The sequence below is a fragment of the Thermobacillus composti KWC4 genome (genome assembly GCF_000227705.2).
GTDB classification, from domain to species: domain Bacteria; phylum Bacillota; class Bacilli; order Paenibacillales; family Paenibacillaceae; genus Thermobacillus; species Thermobacillus xylanilyticus.
The window spans coordinates 1,802,720-1,818,084 of record NC_019897.1 but is presented as its reverse complement, the minus strand read 5'-3'; the positions used below and the strand labels follow the sequence as shown (position 1 = coordinate 1,818,084).

Annotated in this window: 16 protein-coding genes; 11 read left to right on the top strand and 5 right to left on the bottom strand. The window is 63.5% G+C overall.

Going from position 1 to position 15,365, the window contains the following annotated elements:
- Window positions 1–73: 73 nt before the first annotated feature.
- The 3 genes from THECO_RS20535 to THECO_RS08450 all read left to right on the top strand — a co-directional run bounded on the left by THECO_RS20535 (window position 74) and on the right by THECO_RS08450 (window position 3,931).
- Window positions 74–1,738 (top strand): serine/threonine-protein kinase, encoded by a 1,665-nt coding sequence (locus THECO_RS20535; RefSeq protein WP_015254615.1) that lies wholly within the window; start codon window positions 74–76, stop codon window positions 1,736–1,738.
- 142 nt (window positions 1,739–1,880) lie between these two features.
- A complete protein-coding gene (locus THECO_RS08455) occupies window positions 1,881–2,579 on the top strand; it encodes a response regulator transcription factor (RefSeq protein ID WP_015254614.1) in 699 nt (232 codons plus the stop codon).
- Complete coding sequence (locus THECO_RS08450; RefSeq protein ID WP_015254613.1) at window positions 2,576–3,931, top strand: sensor histidine kinase; 1,356 nt, start codon at window positions 2,576–2,578, stop codon at window positions 3,929–3,931. The genes THECO_RS08455 and THECO_RS08450 overlap by 4 nt, the downstream gene beginning before the upstream one ends.
- Window positions 3,932–3,995: 64 nt before the next feature.
- Here the strand turns inward: THECO_RS08450 and THECO_RS08445 are convergent, their stop codons facing one another.
- Complete coding sequence (locus THECO_RS08445) at window positions 3,996–4,490, bottom strand: C40 family peptidase (protein WP_015254612.1); 495 nt, start codon at window positions 4,488–4,490, stop codon at window positions 3,996–3,998.
- Between the two features lie 184 nt (window positions 4,491–4,674).
- On the opposite strand from THECO_RS08445, the gene THECO_RS08440 reads away from it, so the two are divergent.
- From THECO_RS08440 to THECO_RS08430, 3 genes are read left to right on the top strand one after another with little or no spacing between them, the layout of a single operon-like run.
- A complete protein-coding gene (locus tag THECO_RS08440; RefSeq protein WP_015254611.1) occupies window positions 4,675–5,361 on the top strand; it encodes a GNAT family N-acetyltransferase in 687 nt (228 codons plus the stop codon).
- 22 nt (window positions 5,362–5,383) lie between these two features.
- The gene (locus tag THECO_RS08435) at window positions 5,384–6,052 is read left to right on the top strand and encodes a hypothetical protein (protein WP_015254610.1); all 669 of its coding nucleotides are present in this window, start codon (window positions 5,384–5,386) and stop codon (window positions 6,050–6,052) included.
- Window positions 6,053–6,084: 32 nt separating this feature from the next.
- On the top strand, window positions 6,085–6,873 hold the full coding sequence (locus tag THECO_RS08430) for an MBL fold metallo-hydrolase (protein WP_015254609.1): 789 nt from the start codon (window positions 6,085–6,087) through the stop codon (window positions 6,871–6,873).
- Here the strand turns inward: THECO_RS08430 and THECO_RS08425 are convergent.
- The 3 genes from THECO_RS08425 to THECO_RS08415 are packed head-to-tail and all read right to left on the bottom strand — an operon-like array spanning window position 6,807 to window position 9,514.
- Window positions 6,807–8,363, bottom strand: coding sequence for a PH domain-containing protein (locus tag THECO_RS08425; RefSeq protein WP_015254608.1), 1,557 nt, complete (start codon window positions 8,361–8,363; stop codon window positions 6,807–6,809). The two genes, THECO_RS08430 and THECO_RS08425, sit on opposite strands and share 67 nt — an antisense overlap.
- Window positions 8,350–8,832, bottom strand: a complete 483-nt coding sequence (locus THECO_RS08420) for a PH domain-containing protein (RefSeq protein WP_015254607.1) — start codon at window positions 8,830–8,832, stop codon at window positions 8,350–8,352. Before THECO_RS08420 ends, THECO_RS08425 begins: the two co-directional genes overlap by 14 nt.
- A gap of 31 nt (window positions 8,833–8,863) precedes the next feature.
- Entirely contained in the window at window positions 8,864–9,514 is a 651-nt protein-coding gene (locus tag THECO_RS08415) for a thiamine diphosphokinase (protein ID WP_015254606.1), read from the bottom strand.
- 233 nt (window positions 9,515–9,747) lie between these two features.
- Between THECO_RS08415 and THECO_RS08410 the strand changes: the two genes are divergently transcribed.
- Window positions 9,748–10,449, top strand: coding sequence for a trimeric intracellular cation channel family protein (locus THECO_RS08410; protein WP_015254605.1), 702 nt, complete (start codon window positions 9,748–9,750; stop codon window positions 10,447–10,449).
- Window positions 10,446–10,925 (top strand): low molecular weight protein-tyrosine-phosphatase, encoded by a 480-nt coding sequence (locus THECO_RS08405; RefSeq protein WP_015254604.1) that lies wholly within the window; start codon window positions 10,446–10,448, stop codon window positions 10,923–10,925. Before THECO_RS08410 ends, THECO_RS08405 begins: the two co-directional genes overlap by 4 nt.
- A 23-nt stretch (window positions 10,926–10,948) precedes the next feature.
- Here the strand turns inward: THECO_RS08405 and THECO_RS08400 are convergent, their stop codons facing one another.
- Window positions 10,949–11,680 carry an alpha/beta hydrolase gene (locus THECO_RS08400; RefSeq protein WP_015254603.1) on the bottom strand — a complete coding sequence of 244 codons (732 nt, stop codon included), beginning with the start codon at window positions 11,678–11,680 and terminating at the stop codon, window positions 10,949–10,951.
- Window positions 11,681–11,975: 295 nt separating this feature from the next.
- Between THECO_RS08400 and pdhA the strand changes: the two genes are divergently transcribed.
- The 3 genes from pdhA to THECO_RS08385 are packed head-to-tail and all read left to right on the top strand — an operon-like array spanning window position 11,976 to window position 15,364.
- On the top strand, window positions 11,976–13,043 hold the full coding sequence (gene pdhA / locus THECO_RS08395) for a pyruvate dehydrogenase (acetyl-transferring) E1 component subunit alpha (RefSeq protein WP_015254602.1): 1,068 nt from the start codon (window positions 11,976–11,978) through the stop codon (window positions 13,041–13,043).
- A 20-nt stretch (window positions 13,044–13,063) separates the two neighbouring features.
- The gene (locus THECO_RS08390; RefSeq protein ID WP_015254601.1) at window positions 13,064–14,041 is read left to right on the top strand and encodes an alpha-ketoacid dehydrogenase subunit beta; all 978 of its coding nucleotides are present in this window, start codon (window positions 13,064–13,066) and stop codon (window positions 14,039–14,041) included.
- Window positions 14,042–14,059: 18 nt separating this feature from the next.
- Window positions 14,060–15,364, top strand: coding sequence for a dihydrolipoamide acetyltransferase family protein (locus tag THECO_RS08385; RefSeq protein ID WP_015254600.1), 1,305 nt, complete (start codon window positions 14,060–14,062; stop codon window positions 15,362–15,364).
- Window position 15,365: the final 1 nt, after the last annotated feature.

Genomic DNA, 15,365 nt, shown 5'->3' with positions numbered 1-15,365 from the left:
TCCCGTTCAGCCGCCTCATGGCCGCGGCAGGATGGGATGCTTTTGTTTTATGTGAAGGAGGAGAAAGACGGACATGAATTGGCGTGGTCCATCCGATGCAGGCCGCAGCCCGCTGCCCGCGCCCGGCGAAATCGTCGCCGAACGGTATGCGATTATCCGCGAAGCCGGGCGGGGCGGCATGAGCGTCGTCTATGAAGCGGCCGATCTGAAACTCGGCGGCAAGCGGCGGGCGCTGAAGGCGATGAAGCCGGGGACGCCGTACGCGGACGAAGGCGGCATCGGCGAACTCCGCGTGCTCCAGCGGATCGATCATCCGCGGCTGCCGCAGGTGATCGACGTCATCCCGCCGGCGGGCGGAAGGCCGCTCATGCTGGTGACCGACTTTGTGCACGGCGAGCCGCTGACTGCCGCCTTCGCGCGCGCGGGCGGGAAGATGGAAGCGCGGCAGGCGGCGGCCATCGCAATCGGCATTTGCGAGGCGCTCGCTTATCTGCACGAACTGCGGCCGCCGGTCGTCCATTTCGACGTGAAGCCGTCGAACGTCATGCTCGACCCGGCGCTCGGCGTCCGGCTGATCGACTTCGGCATCGCCAAGCTGCTCGGCAAGGGGCGGGGCGCCGCCTTGCGCCTCGGCACGCCGGGGTTCGCGGCGCCGGAACAGGCCGCCGTCGGTCCGTGCGGGCCGGCGGCGGACGTATACGCGGTCGGCGCGCTCCTCTACTTTCTGCTCAGCGGCGGGCATGCGCCGAAGCCCGGAGAGCATCAATTCCGGGGCCTTGAGGCCGGCGTTCCCGATCCGCTGCTGGACGTGATGGCGCGGCTGCTCAGCCGCGATCCGGCCTGCCGTCCGTCCGCCCGGCAGGCCGCAGCCCTGCTGCGGCAGGCGGCCGGCGGCGCAGCGGCGCTCCCGGGCCTGGCAGCGGGGGCCGATGGCGCGCATTCGCCGGCCGGCGAAGCGCTGCCCCGCCCGCGCCTGATCGGCGCCGCGTCATTCTCCCGCGGCGCCGGGGCGACGTTGATTGCCGCCATCCTGGCCGCACAGCTCGCGCGCTCGCGGCCGACGGCGCTCGTCGAAGCCCCGGGCGGAGAGCCGGAGCTGCTCGCGCTGCTGGCCGGCGCGGATGCGGCCGGCCGGCGGTCCGGGCGGCCCGCGCCGCCGCCGGTCAGCCGCCGCCACGTCTGCTGGCTGGACGGACCGCGGCTGCAGGTGCATGCGCTGCACCCCGACACTGTGATTCCGGCCATTGAACCGGACCCGTACGGCGCCCCGGAAGGGGCGGCCGATGCAGTAACGGCGATGTTCGCGCCGGAGCGGTTCTCGTTCCCGGCGGCGTCCGCCGCCGAACCGCCGCTCGTCATCGCCGACCTGTCGTCCGGATGGACGGCGGGCGGCGCCCGCAAGCTCGCCGCCACCTGCGACGTGCTGCTGATGGTCGCCGACCCGGCGGTCTGGCGATGGACGCCGCAGCGGCAGTCCGCCTGGTGCGAACTGGCCCGGCAGCGGGAGGCCGCGGGACGCGCATCGGTCTGGATCGCGAATCAGGATGCCCGCTTTCCGCAGCGCTCCGCCTGGCTCAAGCTGATGCCGCAGCCTCCGGCCGCGTGCGTGCCGCAGCTGGCCCCGGGCGCGTGGCCGTCCGCCGTATGGTCGGGCAAGCCGCTTGCGGGCGGCGGGAAGCTGCCGGCCGAAGTCGAGCGGTGTCTGCGGCCGGTCGTGGATCTCCTCCTGAACGGATAGGCAGCGCAAGAAGCCGTATGATACAATAGAAACCGGGTTTTTTGACCCGAGCTTGACCGAACTTGCAGGAAATGCCGAACCGGCATGCGATATGGCGATGCATGAAGCAACGGATGCGGATTCAGCCGGAAGGAGGATCTGTGTGAACGAACGTTTGCTGGTCATCGAAGACGAGACATCGATCGCGCGTATTTTACAGCTGGAGCTGGAGCATGAAGGATACACCGTCGGACGCGCCGAGGACGGTCGCAAAGGGCTTGAAATGGCGCTCTCCGGGGAATGGGATCTCGTGCTCCTCGATGTCATGCTGCCCGGTCTGAACGGCATCGAAGTGCTGCGGCGCATCCGCAGCAGCGGCAGCCAGATTCCGGTCGTGCTGCTGACGGCCCGCGACACCGTGCCCGACAAGGTGAGCGGGTTCGAGACCGGGGCCAACGACTACATTACGAAACCGTTCGCGATGGAAGAACTGCTCGCGCGCGTCCGCAACCTGCTGCGCATTTTCCAGCAGAAGCAGGCGGAAGGCGAGAAAGGCGACGTGCTGAAAGCCGCCGATCTGACGATCGAGCTGCGCACCCGCAAGGTGTACCGCAAGGAGATTGCGGTGGAGCTTACGCCGCGCGAGTTCGATCTGCTCGTCTATCTGGCCGAGCACAAGAACCAGGAGAAGACGCGGGAGCAAATATTGTCCGATGTGTGGGGCTATGATTTCGTCGGCGAGACGAACCTCGTCGACGTTTACATCCGATATTTGCGGCAGAAGATCGACCGCGGATTCCGGACGAAGCTGATCCATACGATCCGCGGGGTCGGCTACATGCTGAAGGAACCGGAAGCATGACGCTGCGCAAGCGTTTTACGCTGTTCACCATCTTCTGGTTCATCTTCATCCTCATTCTGTTCAACATCTTCGTCTACTTCTTCGTCATCCGGATTTCGACCGGCAGCGAAGAGCAGCTCATCGCGAACAAGGTGAACCTGATCATCGAACATATCCGTTCCGAACCGGAACGTCCGCTCAAGGATCCGGCGCTCCTGGTCGATTTCTACAATGTCAACGAAGTAATCCGGATTATCGACCGCGGCGGAAACATCGTCAACCAGATCGGCACCGACGAAGATCTGCTCGAACGGGAGACGACGTTCTCCGCCACCCACCAGTCGGGTCTGACTTCGATCCGCGGCATGCGCGTCATGTACATGAAAGTCCCGCTGCTGCGCGAATACGAAATCATCGGGACAGTGGAAGTGCTGCGCAAGCTGACGTCGCTCGACCGTTACCTTCAGGTGCTCGTCGGCGCGCTCACCGTGACCAGCCTCGGCGCGGTGCTGTTCGCCATTTTCGGCACGTACTGGTTCACGCTCCGGCTGACGGCGCCGATCCAGACGATGGTGCAGACGATGCGCGAGATCGAGCGGAGCGGCAAGCTGCGGCCGATCGAGCTGAAGGACAAGGAAGAGTCCGCCGAACTGCAGCAGCTCATCCGGGCGTTCAACCAGATGATCGAGCGGCTGGATCGGCGGATGGACGGGCAGCGCCAGTTCGTCGCGGACGCTTCGCACGAACTGAAGACGCCGCTGACGGTCATCAGCAGCTACGCGGGCATGCTGAAGCGCTGGGGAAGGGAAGACTCGGCGATCCGCGACGAGGCGATCGAGGCGATCGCGAAGGAATCGGAACGGATGCAAAATCTCATCAAGTCGATGCTTACGCTCACCGAAGCGGAACAGGAAGTGTGGGCGAGAGAAGACGAATTCGATCTCGTGCAGCTCATCGACGAGATCGCCTCCATGCTGCACAAGACGTTCAACCGGATCATCCGGGTGCACGCGTACGATGAGTCCGGCATTCCGATGAAGGGCGACCGGGACAAAATCAGCCAGCTGATGGTCATCCTCATCGACAACGCGATCAAATACAGCAAGGACGCCATCGACATCACCGTGAGCCAGTCGCGCAACATGATCCGGGTGCTCGTCTCGGACAAGGGCATCGGCATTCCGGAGGAAGAGATTCCGAACCTGTTCGACCGGTTCTACCGTGTGGACGGCGCGCGCCAGCGCGAGACGGGCGGTTTCGGCCTCGGCTTGTCCATCGCCAAGCGGATCGTCGACCTGCACGAAGGGACGATCGACGTGTTCAGCAAGGTCGGCGTCGGCACGACGATCGCGCTTCAGTTCCCGAAGAAATAACGAAAGGACCGGAGAGGCTCCGGTCCGCTTCGCGGAAGGAGATGTGTTGGATGCAGGTTTGGCGTCATGCGCCGAGTCGGCGTGCGGTGGCATAGTTTTTCTTCCAGTAAGTCGTGTTAATGCTCGAGAACTTGACGCCGCCTGCGCCGTAAGTATGAATCATTTTGCCGTTGCCGACGTAGATGCCGACGTGCCCGATGATATTTCCGCGGCTCGGCACCTTGAAGAAGACGAGGTCGCCTTTCTTGAGATTCGATTTGGAGACGTAGCGGCCCACCTTCGCCTGCTCCCTGGCCGTGCGGGGCAGATTGTATCCGAATTTCTTGAACACATGTTTCGTGAAGGACGAACAGTCGAAATATCGGGTCGTGCTCGTGCTTGCGCCGAATTTGTACGGCGTTCCGAGGTAATTGTCCGCATAGCTGACCAGCTTGTCCGCCGTCGATTTCGACAGCGCGTCCGCCTGGCCGGCTCCGGCGAATCCGAGCGCGGTGAACCCGATCGCGGTGCCAAGTGCCAGACCCAAGAGCCGTTTCATCGTGTTGCGCAGTTGTTTCATCGTGCTGCAGCTCCTTTCGTTGTTGGGCGGTTGTCCGCCCGTGCAACTGTACAGCTATTACATTACCAGATCCGCCATTTCCTAAATGATTCCTCGGTGAACGGAAGTGCCGTTCCCGCAAAGGTTGCAGCAAAATCATGAAAAATCGATTAAAAAATTCTCATATTGGAGAGGAGGAAATCGCGTGCGCAAGGAATTGTATGTCTATTTGGACGGAAATCCCGTCCGGGTGACGATCCGGCGATACGGAGAGAAGGACTTCGACGCGCTCATCGATATTCAGCGCGAAAGCTTTCCGCCGCCGTTCCCGGAGGAACTGTGGTGGAACAAGGAACAATTGCGCGAGCATGTCACGCGGTTTCCCGAAGGGGCGCTGTGCGCGGAAGCGGAAGGCCGGCTCGTCGGTTCGATGACGGGACTGCTTGTCCGCGACGAGCAGCTGGAAGGCGCGCATACGTGGGAAGCGGCGACGGACGGCGGCTATATCCGCAATCACGATCCGTCAGGGGAGACGCTGTACGTCGTCGACATCTGCGTCATCCCCGCATACCGGAAAGCCGGCATCGGCAAGTGGCTCATGTCGACGATGTACGAGACGGTCGTCCATCTCGGCAAGCGACGGCTGCTCGGGGGCGGACGGATGCCCGGCTATCACAAGGTGAAGGACCGGATGACGGCCGAGGAGTATTTGGCCAAAGTCGTGGCCGGAGAGCTGCATGATCCGGTCGTCGGCTTTCTGCTCCGCTGCGGCCGGGTGCCGGTCGGCGTGGCGGCCGGCTACCTGGAGGACGAAGAATCGTGCAACTGCGCGGCGCTGATGGAGTGGCGCAACCCGTTCCGGTTAACCGGGAGCGGAGCTTGTACATACTGAAACGTCTAAGGAGAGAATGCAAATGGAATATGTGCGACTGACGTCGATCCGGGACCCGCTGTTCAAGTCGATGCACGAGCTTCTGGGCCGCATTTTTCCGAAGGAGGAAGTGCTGGCGTTCGAATTGTGGGAAGAGCCGCTTCGCGACGAAGGCATTTACGTCTACGCCGCCGTCCACGAAGGTGAAGTCGTCGGGGCGACGGAGTACCGCTATTATGCGGACATGCGCGTGGCCGTGACCGATTTCACGGCAATCGGCCGGGAGGGGCTCGGCATCGGCCGCTTCCTCGCCGAGAACCGGCGGAAGCATCTGGAGCGGCTGGCGGCCGAATCCCGCACGTCGCCGCTCGGGATGTTCGCCGAAATTTACGATCCGCGGAAAGCGGACATTGCGGGTTCCGGACTGACGCCGATGCACCCGTACGTGCGGCGCGAAGTGCTGTCCCATCTCGGTTACCGCAAACTCGATCTCGATTATGTGCATCCGTCCTGGGACCATGAGGGGAACGCCGTCACCGGTCTCGATCTCTGCTTCATGCCGGCCGACGAACGGACGACATTCCTGCCCGCGTCGCTCGTCGCGGCATATCTCGAGCGCTACTATGCCGCATTGCCGAACCGTCCCGACAGCTGGTACGCGATGATGGACGGCCTCCGGAAGCGCGCAGCGGTTGATCTGCTGCCGCTCTGACGATCGATCGGACGGGAAAGGATGGGAGACGTATGACGGCAACGCTGCGCTTCCTCGGGACGGGCGATGCGATGGGGGTGCCGCGCGTTTACTGCGACTGCGCCGTCTGCACGGAAGCGCGCGCGACCGGCGTGAACCGGAGATTCCGCTCCGCGGTGCTGATCGACGATCCGGAAGCCGGGCACATCATGATCGACTGCGGGCCCGATTGGGGACGGATGATGGAGACGGCCGGCTTGCGCTTCGCGGAGCGGATGCTGCTGACGCACGGACATTACGACCATATCGGCGGGCTGCCGGAGTGGGCGGATGCGTGCCGTTGGCAGGAGCGGCGGGGAGTCGCGTATGCGCCGGAGGTGACGATCGCCGAAGTGACGGCGCGGTTTCCGTGGTTGAGCCGGACAATCGAGTTCCGTCCCGCGGACGGCGGCTTCCGCCTCGGCGGATGGAACGTGCGCGCCTGGCGCGTCAACCACGGCCACAACGGGTATGCGCACGCCTACCGGTTCGATCATGCGGAGACCGGATGGTCCTGGGCGTATTGCCCGGACGCGATCGGACTCAGCGAGGCGGAAAAAGCCCCGCTGGCGGGGCTTGATCTGCTCGTGCTGGGGACGAGCTTCTGGCACGAGACGATCCCGTACGAAAGACGGTCCGTCCACGACGTGGTCGAAGCGCTGGAGCTGCTGCGCGAGCTCAAGCCCCGCGCGGCGGTGTTCACGCATCTGTCGCACGACATCGACCTGACGCGCCGTTACGAACTGCCGGAATCGGTCCGGTTCGCGGAGACGGGGCTCAGGATCAGACTCGGCGACGGCTGACGTCCGCGCAGCCGTTCGATCAGTTCCGCCGCCTTCGCTTGCGGAATGTGACGGATCAGCCAGACGGCGGCATAACTGCTCGAAGCGGTGACGACCTGCAGCGTCGCAAGCTTGCGCCGCGCCTGCAAGGGCGACACCTTCGTCCGGAGCCATTGGATGCGCCGGCGCGGGATGAACGCCACTTGGACGCCGAAACCGCCGCTCCGGACGATGATGCCGTCATTGCTCAGACGCCAGCCCGCATGCCGGAAGCGCAGCACGCCGTGCAGGAGGGCGGCGGCGGGCAGCGCCAGGGCCGTCCAGCCGTACCCGCCCGGGATCCAGATCAGTCCCGGGACGGCGGCTGCGGCGGCAACCGACAGGGGGAAGGCGATGTAGCCGGTCAGCGCTTCCCGGCCGGGCCGTTCGAAGTCTTCCGGCCAGACGGCCTCCGGAACGAATGCGGCCAGCAGTTCGGGAATGTCGCGCACCGGAACAAGCGGGCAGAGCAGGGAATGGATCTGCCCGTCGTTCTTGATGGACGCAAAGGTGACCAGGTTGACGCTGGCGCAGCCGAACATGCGGCGCAGCGCGTTCTGCGTCACCTGCACCGCCTGGATCCGCTCGACCGCGACGGAGAACTGTTTGCGTTCGAGCAGCCCGCGGCGGATGAGCAGCTTTCCGCCCTGGCGTTCGATCGTGAAGCCGTATTCCTTCACCGTGATGACCGCCGTGCCGAGCAGCCAGATAACGGCGCATGCCGCTGCCGCAAACCATGCCCAGCCTTTAACGTCGGACGGCATCACGGCTTCCCATGCGTCCGGATCGAACAGGCCGAGATTCCGGACCCAGTCATCGAACTGCGAGTACAGCGCCGCGATGATGGCCAGCGACAGGAAGATCCGTCCGGATGTCGCGCTGTACAGCAGAATGCGGCCCGTCGGCACCCGATAGAGCGGACGGGCTGCGGCAGATCCGTCTGCCGAGCCGGCTGAAGCGCCGCTCGGGCCCTGACCGTCGTCGTGCGCACCGCTGCCGGCGCCCGGCACGGCGGCGTCCGACGCATCTTTCACCATGGCGGTGCGGATCCGGTCGGCTTCGGCTTTCGACACCGCGCTCAGCACGACTTCCGGCTTGCGGCCGCCCGCGGTTTCAATCACCAGCTTCTGCACGCCGAAGAGCCGCTGTACGATGCCGGCCGACATGTCCACCGACTGGACGCGGTCGCGCGGGATGGACAATTTTTTCCGGATGATCAAGCCGTATTCGACGTGCATCGCGTTCGACTCCAACCGGTAGACGTAGCGGAGCCAGGACAGCGCGCCCAGCGCGATGGCAACGGCGGAGAACAGCGCGATGCCGCCCCAGAGCCACAGCGGATGCACGTCTTCCCTGAGCGTCGTGGACAGGATGAATGCGGCGAGCGGATAGATCATGTCCTTGACGATCTTCATGATGAAGAACAGGACGGAGATCGGGTGCTGCCGCCTGGGCATGCTAGAGTTCTTCATCGGTGATCCTCGCGAGCTTCGCGATTCTGGACTGGACTTCTTCGGCCCGCGCCGCGCCGAGCGCCGGAATTTCGTGCTTGCCGGCGGCGGTCGAGAACGTGACGGTCAACAGGCCGTACCGGCGCAGAATCGGGCCTTGCTTCGTGTCGACATGCTGAATTTTGACCATCGGGATGAGCGTCCGCTTGCGGACGATGATACCGTGGAGCAGATCGATTTCGTCTTCCCGGATCGCATAGCGGATCCGTGCCATCCGGACTTTCGGCACGACGGCGATTTCAACCGCCGCGGCGGCCGCGGCAAGGACGGCGAGCAGGCTGACAATCCATGCCGGCCAGTCGAAACGGAGCGTCAGCCACAGCACGATACCGACGATGACCGCGTACACCGCGGCGGAGATCCAGCCGGTCGTCCGCCAGACGCGGAGGGCGGTATCGTCGATTTTTTCATCGGGCAGGGGATAATGCAACGATTGCTCACCTCTCACGATGCACGTTATTTCAATCCCGGCTCAAGATGACGAGCAGCAAGCCTTCGCCGACCGTCACGGCGCCTTCATCGGCTTCCAGCACATTGCTGATGCCGAGCGACTGGCCGATCTCGAGCCGCGCGCCGCTCAGCGGGTAGCGGAATCCTTCGAGCGCGATGCCCGTTACGACCGGCGTCAGCGGCAAGAGCGACACGGCCGGATGATCCGTGCGGCGAAACGTCAGCCGTTCGCCTCCGGCGGCAAGACGGATTTCATTGCGATCGTCCGTGACGACGGCCCGGACGCCGCGCCGATGAGCGGCCGCGAGCAGATGAACGTTCGCGAGCGAATGATCGAAGCGCGTGCCGAGCGCGCCGGCAATGACGATTTCTCCGGGTTCAAGTTCGAGCGCGCGGTTGAACGCAAGCTCGGTATCGGTGTAGTCTTTGTCCACCGGATCGACGATTTCCGTCCGGCGGCTTATCCGGCGGATCGTCTCGAGTTCATCCGGCGAGACCGAATCGAAGTCGCCGATGGCCAGATCCGGCACAAATCCGAGCTCGATCATCCTGGCCGCGCCGCTGTCCGCGCCGATCAGCAGATCGCCGGGGCGGATGAACTTCGCCGAATCATTCCCGAGATTTCCTCCGGCGAAAATGACGATGCGCTTATCGTCAGCCATTGCGCCAAATCCCTCCGTGTATGCAACATCTCCCAGCCAAGTATAACCGTATGCGGCGCCGCAGACCATACCCGCGAGCGAAGCTTGGCCGGTTAATCACCGAAAAAATGACAACATCATGCAAGATGCTATTGCGTTCGACCGTCCGCCGTCTATACAATGGTGAGGTACGATCGACTAGCCGCGCTATTTGTCCCGGCGTTTCCGGCGGGCGCGGCCGGAGGAAAACATTCATGGAATGGCATGTTTTTGATGTTCTGAGCATGATCGGAACCGTCGCGTTCGCGGTGAGCGGCGCGGTCGTCGCGATGGAGGAAGAGTACGACGTGCTCGGCGTGTTCGTGCTCGGCCTCGTGACGGCCTTCGGCGGAGGGATTGTCCGCAACTTGCTGATCGGCGTGCCGGTGACGACGCTGTGGAGCCAGAAGTCTCTGCTTACGGCGGCGATCATTTCGATCGCGGTCGTTTTCGTGCTGCCGGTCGCCTGGATCCGGCATTGGCGGCGGAGTGAAACGTTTTTCGACGCCATCGGGCTGTCGGCGTTCGCCGTCCAGGGCGCGCTCTACGCAACGCAGCAGAACCACGCGCTGCCGGCCGTCGTCGTCGCGGCCATGCTGACCGGCATCGGCGGCGGCATGATCCGCGATCTGCTCGCGGGCCGCAAGCCGCTCGTCCTGCGGGAAGAGATCTACGCCGTATGGGCGATGGGCGCCGGCCTCGTCATCGGTCTCGGATGGGCTGACAGTACAAGCGAGTATTTGGTGCTGTTCACCGCGGTCGTCGCTTGCCGCATGCTGTCCGCGCACTACAAATGGCGGCTGCCGCGCCGCTCGCTGCGCCACGCTTTCGCGGAATCCGTCCACGCCGTAAGGCCGGTTCCGGACGGGGGGGAGAACCGGAAGCAATCCGAATCGGAAGGAGCCGATCCATCATGATCCGCATCTTGTTCGTCTGTCTCGGCAACATTTGCCGCTCGCCGATGGCCGAAGCGGTCATGCGGCATCTGATCGAGCGGGAAGGGCTGTCGGACCGCATCACCGTCGATTCGGCCGGCACGGGCGACTGGCACATCGGCAAACCGCCGCACGCCGGAACCCGGGAAGCGCTGGACCGCCGGGGAATATCCTGGGAAGGCATCCGGGCGCGGCAATTCACGAAGCGCGATCTGGACGCGTTCGATTACATCGTCTGCATGGATACGAGCAACCGGCGGGACGTGGAACGGTTCGGAAGGGGCGGCGCCCGCGTCATGACGTTCATGGAACTGGTGCGGGACGCGCGCTCCCCGGACGTTCCGGATCCCTATTACACGGGCAACTTCGAAGAAGTGTACGCGCTTGTGGAAGAAGGATGCGAAGAACTGTTGCGCCGCATCCGCAAGGAAATGAAAGAAGCTCCGGCAGCGCCGTGAGGCGCCCGGAGCTTGCTTGTTTCTCACATTCCCGCGAACCACTTGAGACCGTCGGGCACATCTTTCTGCCAGTATCCCCACAGATGTTCGCCGTCCCGTTCGGCATATTCGACGCGTGCGCCGCGCTCTTCCAGCAGCTTCCTCGCTGTTCGGTTCATGGCGACGAAATCGAATACGCCCCGGTCCGTCTTGAACGCCGTTTCCTGCAGGCCGACCGTCATGAAAATGTTGAGATGCGACAGGCCGCCGGCTGCGGCAATGGCCGCCTGCGACGACGGATAGAACGCGCCGGACAGCGACATGACGTTCACGAATCTCTGCGGAAACGCAAGCGCCAGCTGTAGCGAGACGGCGCCGCCCAGCGAACAGCCCGCGAGAAGCACGTATTCCGGCTCGGTTCTGACAGGGTATCGGGCGGCGATGAAGGGAACGAGTTCTTCGGCGAAAAACGCGGTGTACCCTTCGTGCAGATCGCCGTCCGCCGCGTATTCCCGCGTGCGCACCGATTTGTCGACGTCGACGCCGACGACGAGAAGCGGCTCGATCTCGCCTTCGGCGATCAGAACGGACGCGATCGTCGCAATCCGTCCGAAGTTGAAGAAGTCTTCGCCGTCCTGGCAGTAGACGACCGGATATTCCGTCAGCTCATTGTAGCCGGGCGGCAGACTGATGCGCACATCCCGCGATCCGGCCGGAAGCAGACGGCTGGGCACGGATTCCTTTTTTACGATTCGTTTCACGTGCGGTTCGCTCATGGCTGATCAGGCTCCTTTGCTTTTAGCGGGCGGCTGAATGGATTGGATGGGCGGTGGGCAAACAAAAGAAGCAGGCAGCGGTCGGCATCCTTGCCGCCGGATCGGATTGTATTATTCTGTACTAACGATTTCTACATGCTGTTTTATAAACAAAACCGTATGAAAAATAAAATAAATGTCGATAAATAAAGGTTTAGCTCGTTTTTATTTTTGACCTTCGCATAGAAACAGTATTATAATGATTCTATAACAGAGTCCTTGCGGATTTCAATTCATCGATGAGGTGAACGATACGATGAGCAAGCTGCCGTACGAAGTGCAGACGGAGCCGGTTACGCCGCTCTCCATTCTGTCGCCCGAAGGCGAAATTCTCCAGCCGGATCTTGTGCCGGAACTGACGGACGATCAGCTGCGCGAGATCATGTACCGCATGGTGTTCACGCGCACCTGGGACGAGCGGGCGGTCAACCTGGGCCGTCAGGGGAGGCTCGGATTCTACGCGCCGGTATCCGGCCAGGAAGCGTCCATGGTCGGCAGCGAGTATGCGCTGAACCGCGACGACTTCATCTGTCCGGGTTACCGCGACATGCCGCAGCTCGTCTGGCACGGACTGCCGCTGTACCAGGCGTTCCTGTATTCCCGCGGCCATCAGCACGGCGGGCAGATTCCGGAAGACGTGCATGTGCTTATGCCGCAGATCATCATCGGCGCGCAGGTGCTGCATGCCGTCGGCGTCGCAATGGCGTTCAAGAAGCGCGGCGAGAAGCGCGTCGCCGTCGCGTACACGGGCGACGGCGGATCGTCGGAAGGCGACTTCTATGAAGCGTTGAACTTCGCCGGCGTGTACAAGCTGCCGGCCCTGTTCATCGTGCAGAACAACCGGTATGCGATCACGACGCCCTTCGAGAAGCAGACGGCGGCGCTGTCGATCGCGCACAAGGCGATCGCGGCCGGCATCCGCGGCGTGCAGGTTGACGGCATGGACGTGCTTGCCGTTATCCACGCCGTCCGCGAAGCGGCGGAACGGGCGCGGGGCGGGGAAGGCGCGACGCTGCTTGAGCTGCTGACGTACCGCTACCGTCCGCACTCGATGGCCGACGACGCGACGAAATACCGCACGAAAGACGAAGAAGGCGAGTGGGCGGAGAAAGACCCGCTCATCCGGTTCGGCCGCTATCTCGAGGCGAAGGGGCTGTGGTCAGAAGAAGAGACCGCGCGCGTCCGGGAAGAGGCGAAGTCGGTCGTGAACGAACAGATCAAGAAGGCGGAGTCGGTCGAAAAAATGACGGTTGCCGGCCTGATCGATTCGATGTTCGAGACGACGCCGAAGCATCTTGAGGAACAGAAAGCCGATTTCGAGTAAACGGGGAGGAACCAGCGACCATGGCGCAGATGAATATGAAAGAAGCGATCCGCGACGCCATCCGCACGGAGCTGCAGCGCGATCCGAACGTGCTGGTGTTCGGTGAAGACGTCGGCAAGGTCGGCGGCGTATTCCGGGCGACCGAAGGGCTGCAGGCGGAATTCGGAGAGGACCGGGTGTTCGACACGCCGCTCGCCGAGTCGGCCATCGCCGGCATGGCGGTAGGCCTCGGCGTGCAAGGTTTCCGGCCGATCGCGGAGATTCAGTTTATCGGATTCATTTTTGAAGCGATGGACCAGATGTTCGTGCAGGCGGCGCGCATGCGCTACCGTTCCGGCGGCCGGTACAACGCGCCGATCGTCTTCCGTACGCCGTGGGGCGGCGGGGTCAAGGCGGCGGAGCTGCACACCGACGCGCTGGAAGGTCTGGCGCTGCAGACGCCGGGCATCAAGGTCGTCGTGCCGTCCAACCCGTATGATGCGAAGGGCCTTCTGATCTCGGCGATCCGCGACAACGATCCGGTCTTCTTCATGGAACATCTCAATCTGTACCATGCGTTTCGTCAGGAAGTGCCGGAAGGCGAATATACGATCGAGCTCGGCAAGGCGAACGTCGTCCGCGAGGGCAAGGACGTGACGATCATCGCCTACGGCCTGATGGTGCACACGGCGCTGAAGGCGGCCGACGAACTGGCGAAGGAAGGCGTTTCGGCGGAAGTCATCGACCTGCGCACGCTTGTCCCGCTGGATACGGACACGATCGTGGAGTCGATCAAGAAGACGAATCGGGCGATCGTCGTCCAGGAAGCGCAGAAATCGGCCGGCGCCGCTGCCGAAATTATCGCACGGATCAACGAGCTGGCGATTCTTCACCTGGAAGCGCCCGTGCTCCGCGTGGCGGGACCGGATACGGTCTATCCGTTCGCGCAGATCGAGGACATCTGGCTTCCGACGCCGGCGCGCATCGCGAAAGCGGTCCGCAAAGTGCTGGAGTTCTAATCGAGGAGGATAAGGCCAGTGGCAAGATTCGAATACCGGTTCCCGGAGCTGGGCGAAGGACTGCACGAAGGCGAGATTATCAAAATCAACATCAAGCCCGGCGACAAGGTCACCGATGACGACATCATCATGGAAGTGCAGAACGACAAGGCGATCGTCGAAGTGCCGTGCCCGGTGAACGGCACCGTGCTGGAAGTGCTCGTCAAGGACGGGCAGGTCTGCCATGTCGGCGAAGTCGTCGCCGTCATTGAAGCCGAAGGCGACGTGCCGGAGCAGGCACCGTCCGCCGGCGGCGAGTCGCAAGGCTCCCAGGCGCCGGCACCGGAGGCTTCGGCGGCAACGCCGGGAGCAAGCGCGCCGTCGGCGCCGCCCGCGCCTGCGGCACCTGCGGCGGCCGAAGCGCCCAAGGCGGGCGGCCTGGTGCTCGCGACGCCGGGCGTACGCAAATACGCGCGCGAGAAAGGCGTCGATCTGACGCAGGTAACCGGCACGGGCAAGAACGGCCGAATTACGCGCGAAGACGTAGACCGCGCGGCGGCGGGCGGTGCGGCGCCGGCAGCTCCGGCTGCGGAGGCGGCTCAGGCCCTGCCGACAGCAGCGGCGGCAGTACCGGCGGGATCTCGCGTCGAGGAACGCGTGCCGCTCAAGGGCATTCGCAAGGCGATCGCGAACGCGATGGTGAAGTCGGTCTATACCGCGCCGCACGTGACGCTGATGGACGAAGTCGACGTGACGAAGCTCGTCGAACTGCGCGCGAAGGCGAAGCCGCTCGCGGAGAAGAAGGGCGTCAAGCTGACGTATCTGCCGTTCATCGTGAAGGCGCTCGTCGCCGCGTTGCGCGAGTATCCGATCATGAATGCGTCGCTCGACGAAGAGACGCAGGAGATCGTCTACAAGAAGTACTACAACATCGGCATCGCGACGGATACGGATGCCGGCCTGATCGTGCCGGTCGTCGCGGACGCCGACCGGAAGAGCATCTGGATGATCGCGGACGAGATCCGCGACCTGGCGGCGCGCGGCCGCGAAGGCAAGCTCGCGCCGCATGAGCTGCGCGGCAGCACGATGACGATCACGAACATCGGCTCGGCGGGCGGCATGTTCTTCACGCCGGTCATCAACTATCCGGAAGTCGCGATTCTCGGCACGGGCCGCATCGCGGAGAAACCGATCGTCCGCGGCGGGGAGATCGTCGCCGCGCCGGTGCTCGCACTCTCGCTCAGCTTCGACCACCGGCTGATCGACGGCGCCACGGCGCAAAATTTCCTGAACTACATCAAGCAGCTCCTCGGCGATCCGGAACTGCTGGTCATGGAGGTGTAAC

What these genes read in the sequence shown, in the direction of transcription:
- THECO_RS20535 (WP_015254615.1), top strand. Translation starts at nt 74, where the DNA reads ATGAATTGGCGTGGTCCATCCGATGCAGGCCGCAGCCCGCTGCCCGCG.
- THECO_RS08450 (WP_015254613.1), top strand. Translation starts at nt 2,576, where the DNA reads ATGACGCTGCGCAAGCGTTTTACGCTGTTCACCATCTTCTGGTTCATC.
- THECO_RS08445 (WP_015254612.1), bottom strand. Translation starts at nt 4,490, where the DNA reads ATGAAACAACTGCGCAACACGATGAAACGGCTCTTGGGTCTGGCACTT.
- THECO_RS08435 (WP_015254610.1), top strand. Translation starts at nt 5,384, where the DNA reads ATGGAATATGTGCGACTGACGTCGATCCGGGACCCGCTGTTCAAGTCG.
- THECO_RS08430 (WP_015254609.1), top strand. Translation starts at nt 6,085, where the DNA reads ATGACGGCAACGCTGCGCTTCCTCGGGACGGGCGATGCGATGGGGGTG.
- THECO_RS08425 (WP_015254608.1), bottom strand. Translation starts at nt 8,363, where the DNA reads ATGAAGAACTCTAGCATGCCCAGGCGGCAGCACCCGATCTCCGTCCTG.
- THECO_RS08415 (WP_015254606.1), bottom strand. Translation starts at nt 9,514, where the DNA reads ATGGCTGACGATAAGCGCATCGTCATTTTCGCCGGAGGAAATCTCGGG.
- THECO_RS08410 (WP_015254605.1), top strand. Translation starts at nt 9,748, where the DNA reads ATGGAATGGCATGTTTTTGATGTTCTGAGCATGATCGGAACCGTCGCG.
- THECO_RS08405 (WP_015254604.1), top strand. Translation starts at nt 10,446, where the DNA reads ATGATCCGCATCTTGTTCGTCTGTCTCGGCAACATTTGCCGCTCGCCG.
- THECO_RS08400 (WP_015254603.1), bottom strand. Translation starts at nt 11,680, where the DNA reads ATGAGCGAACCGCACGTGAAACGAATCGTAAAAAAGGAATCCGTGCCC.
- pdhA (WP_015254602.1), top strand. Translation starts at nt 11,976, where the DNA reads ATGAGCAAGCTGCCGTACGAAGTGCAGACGGAGCCGGTTACGCCGCTC.
- THECO_RS08390 (WP_015254601.1), top strand. Translation starts at nt 13,064, where the DNA reads ATGGCGCAGATGAATATGAAAGAAGCGATCCGCGACGCCATCCGCACG.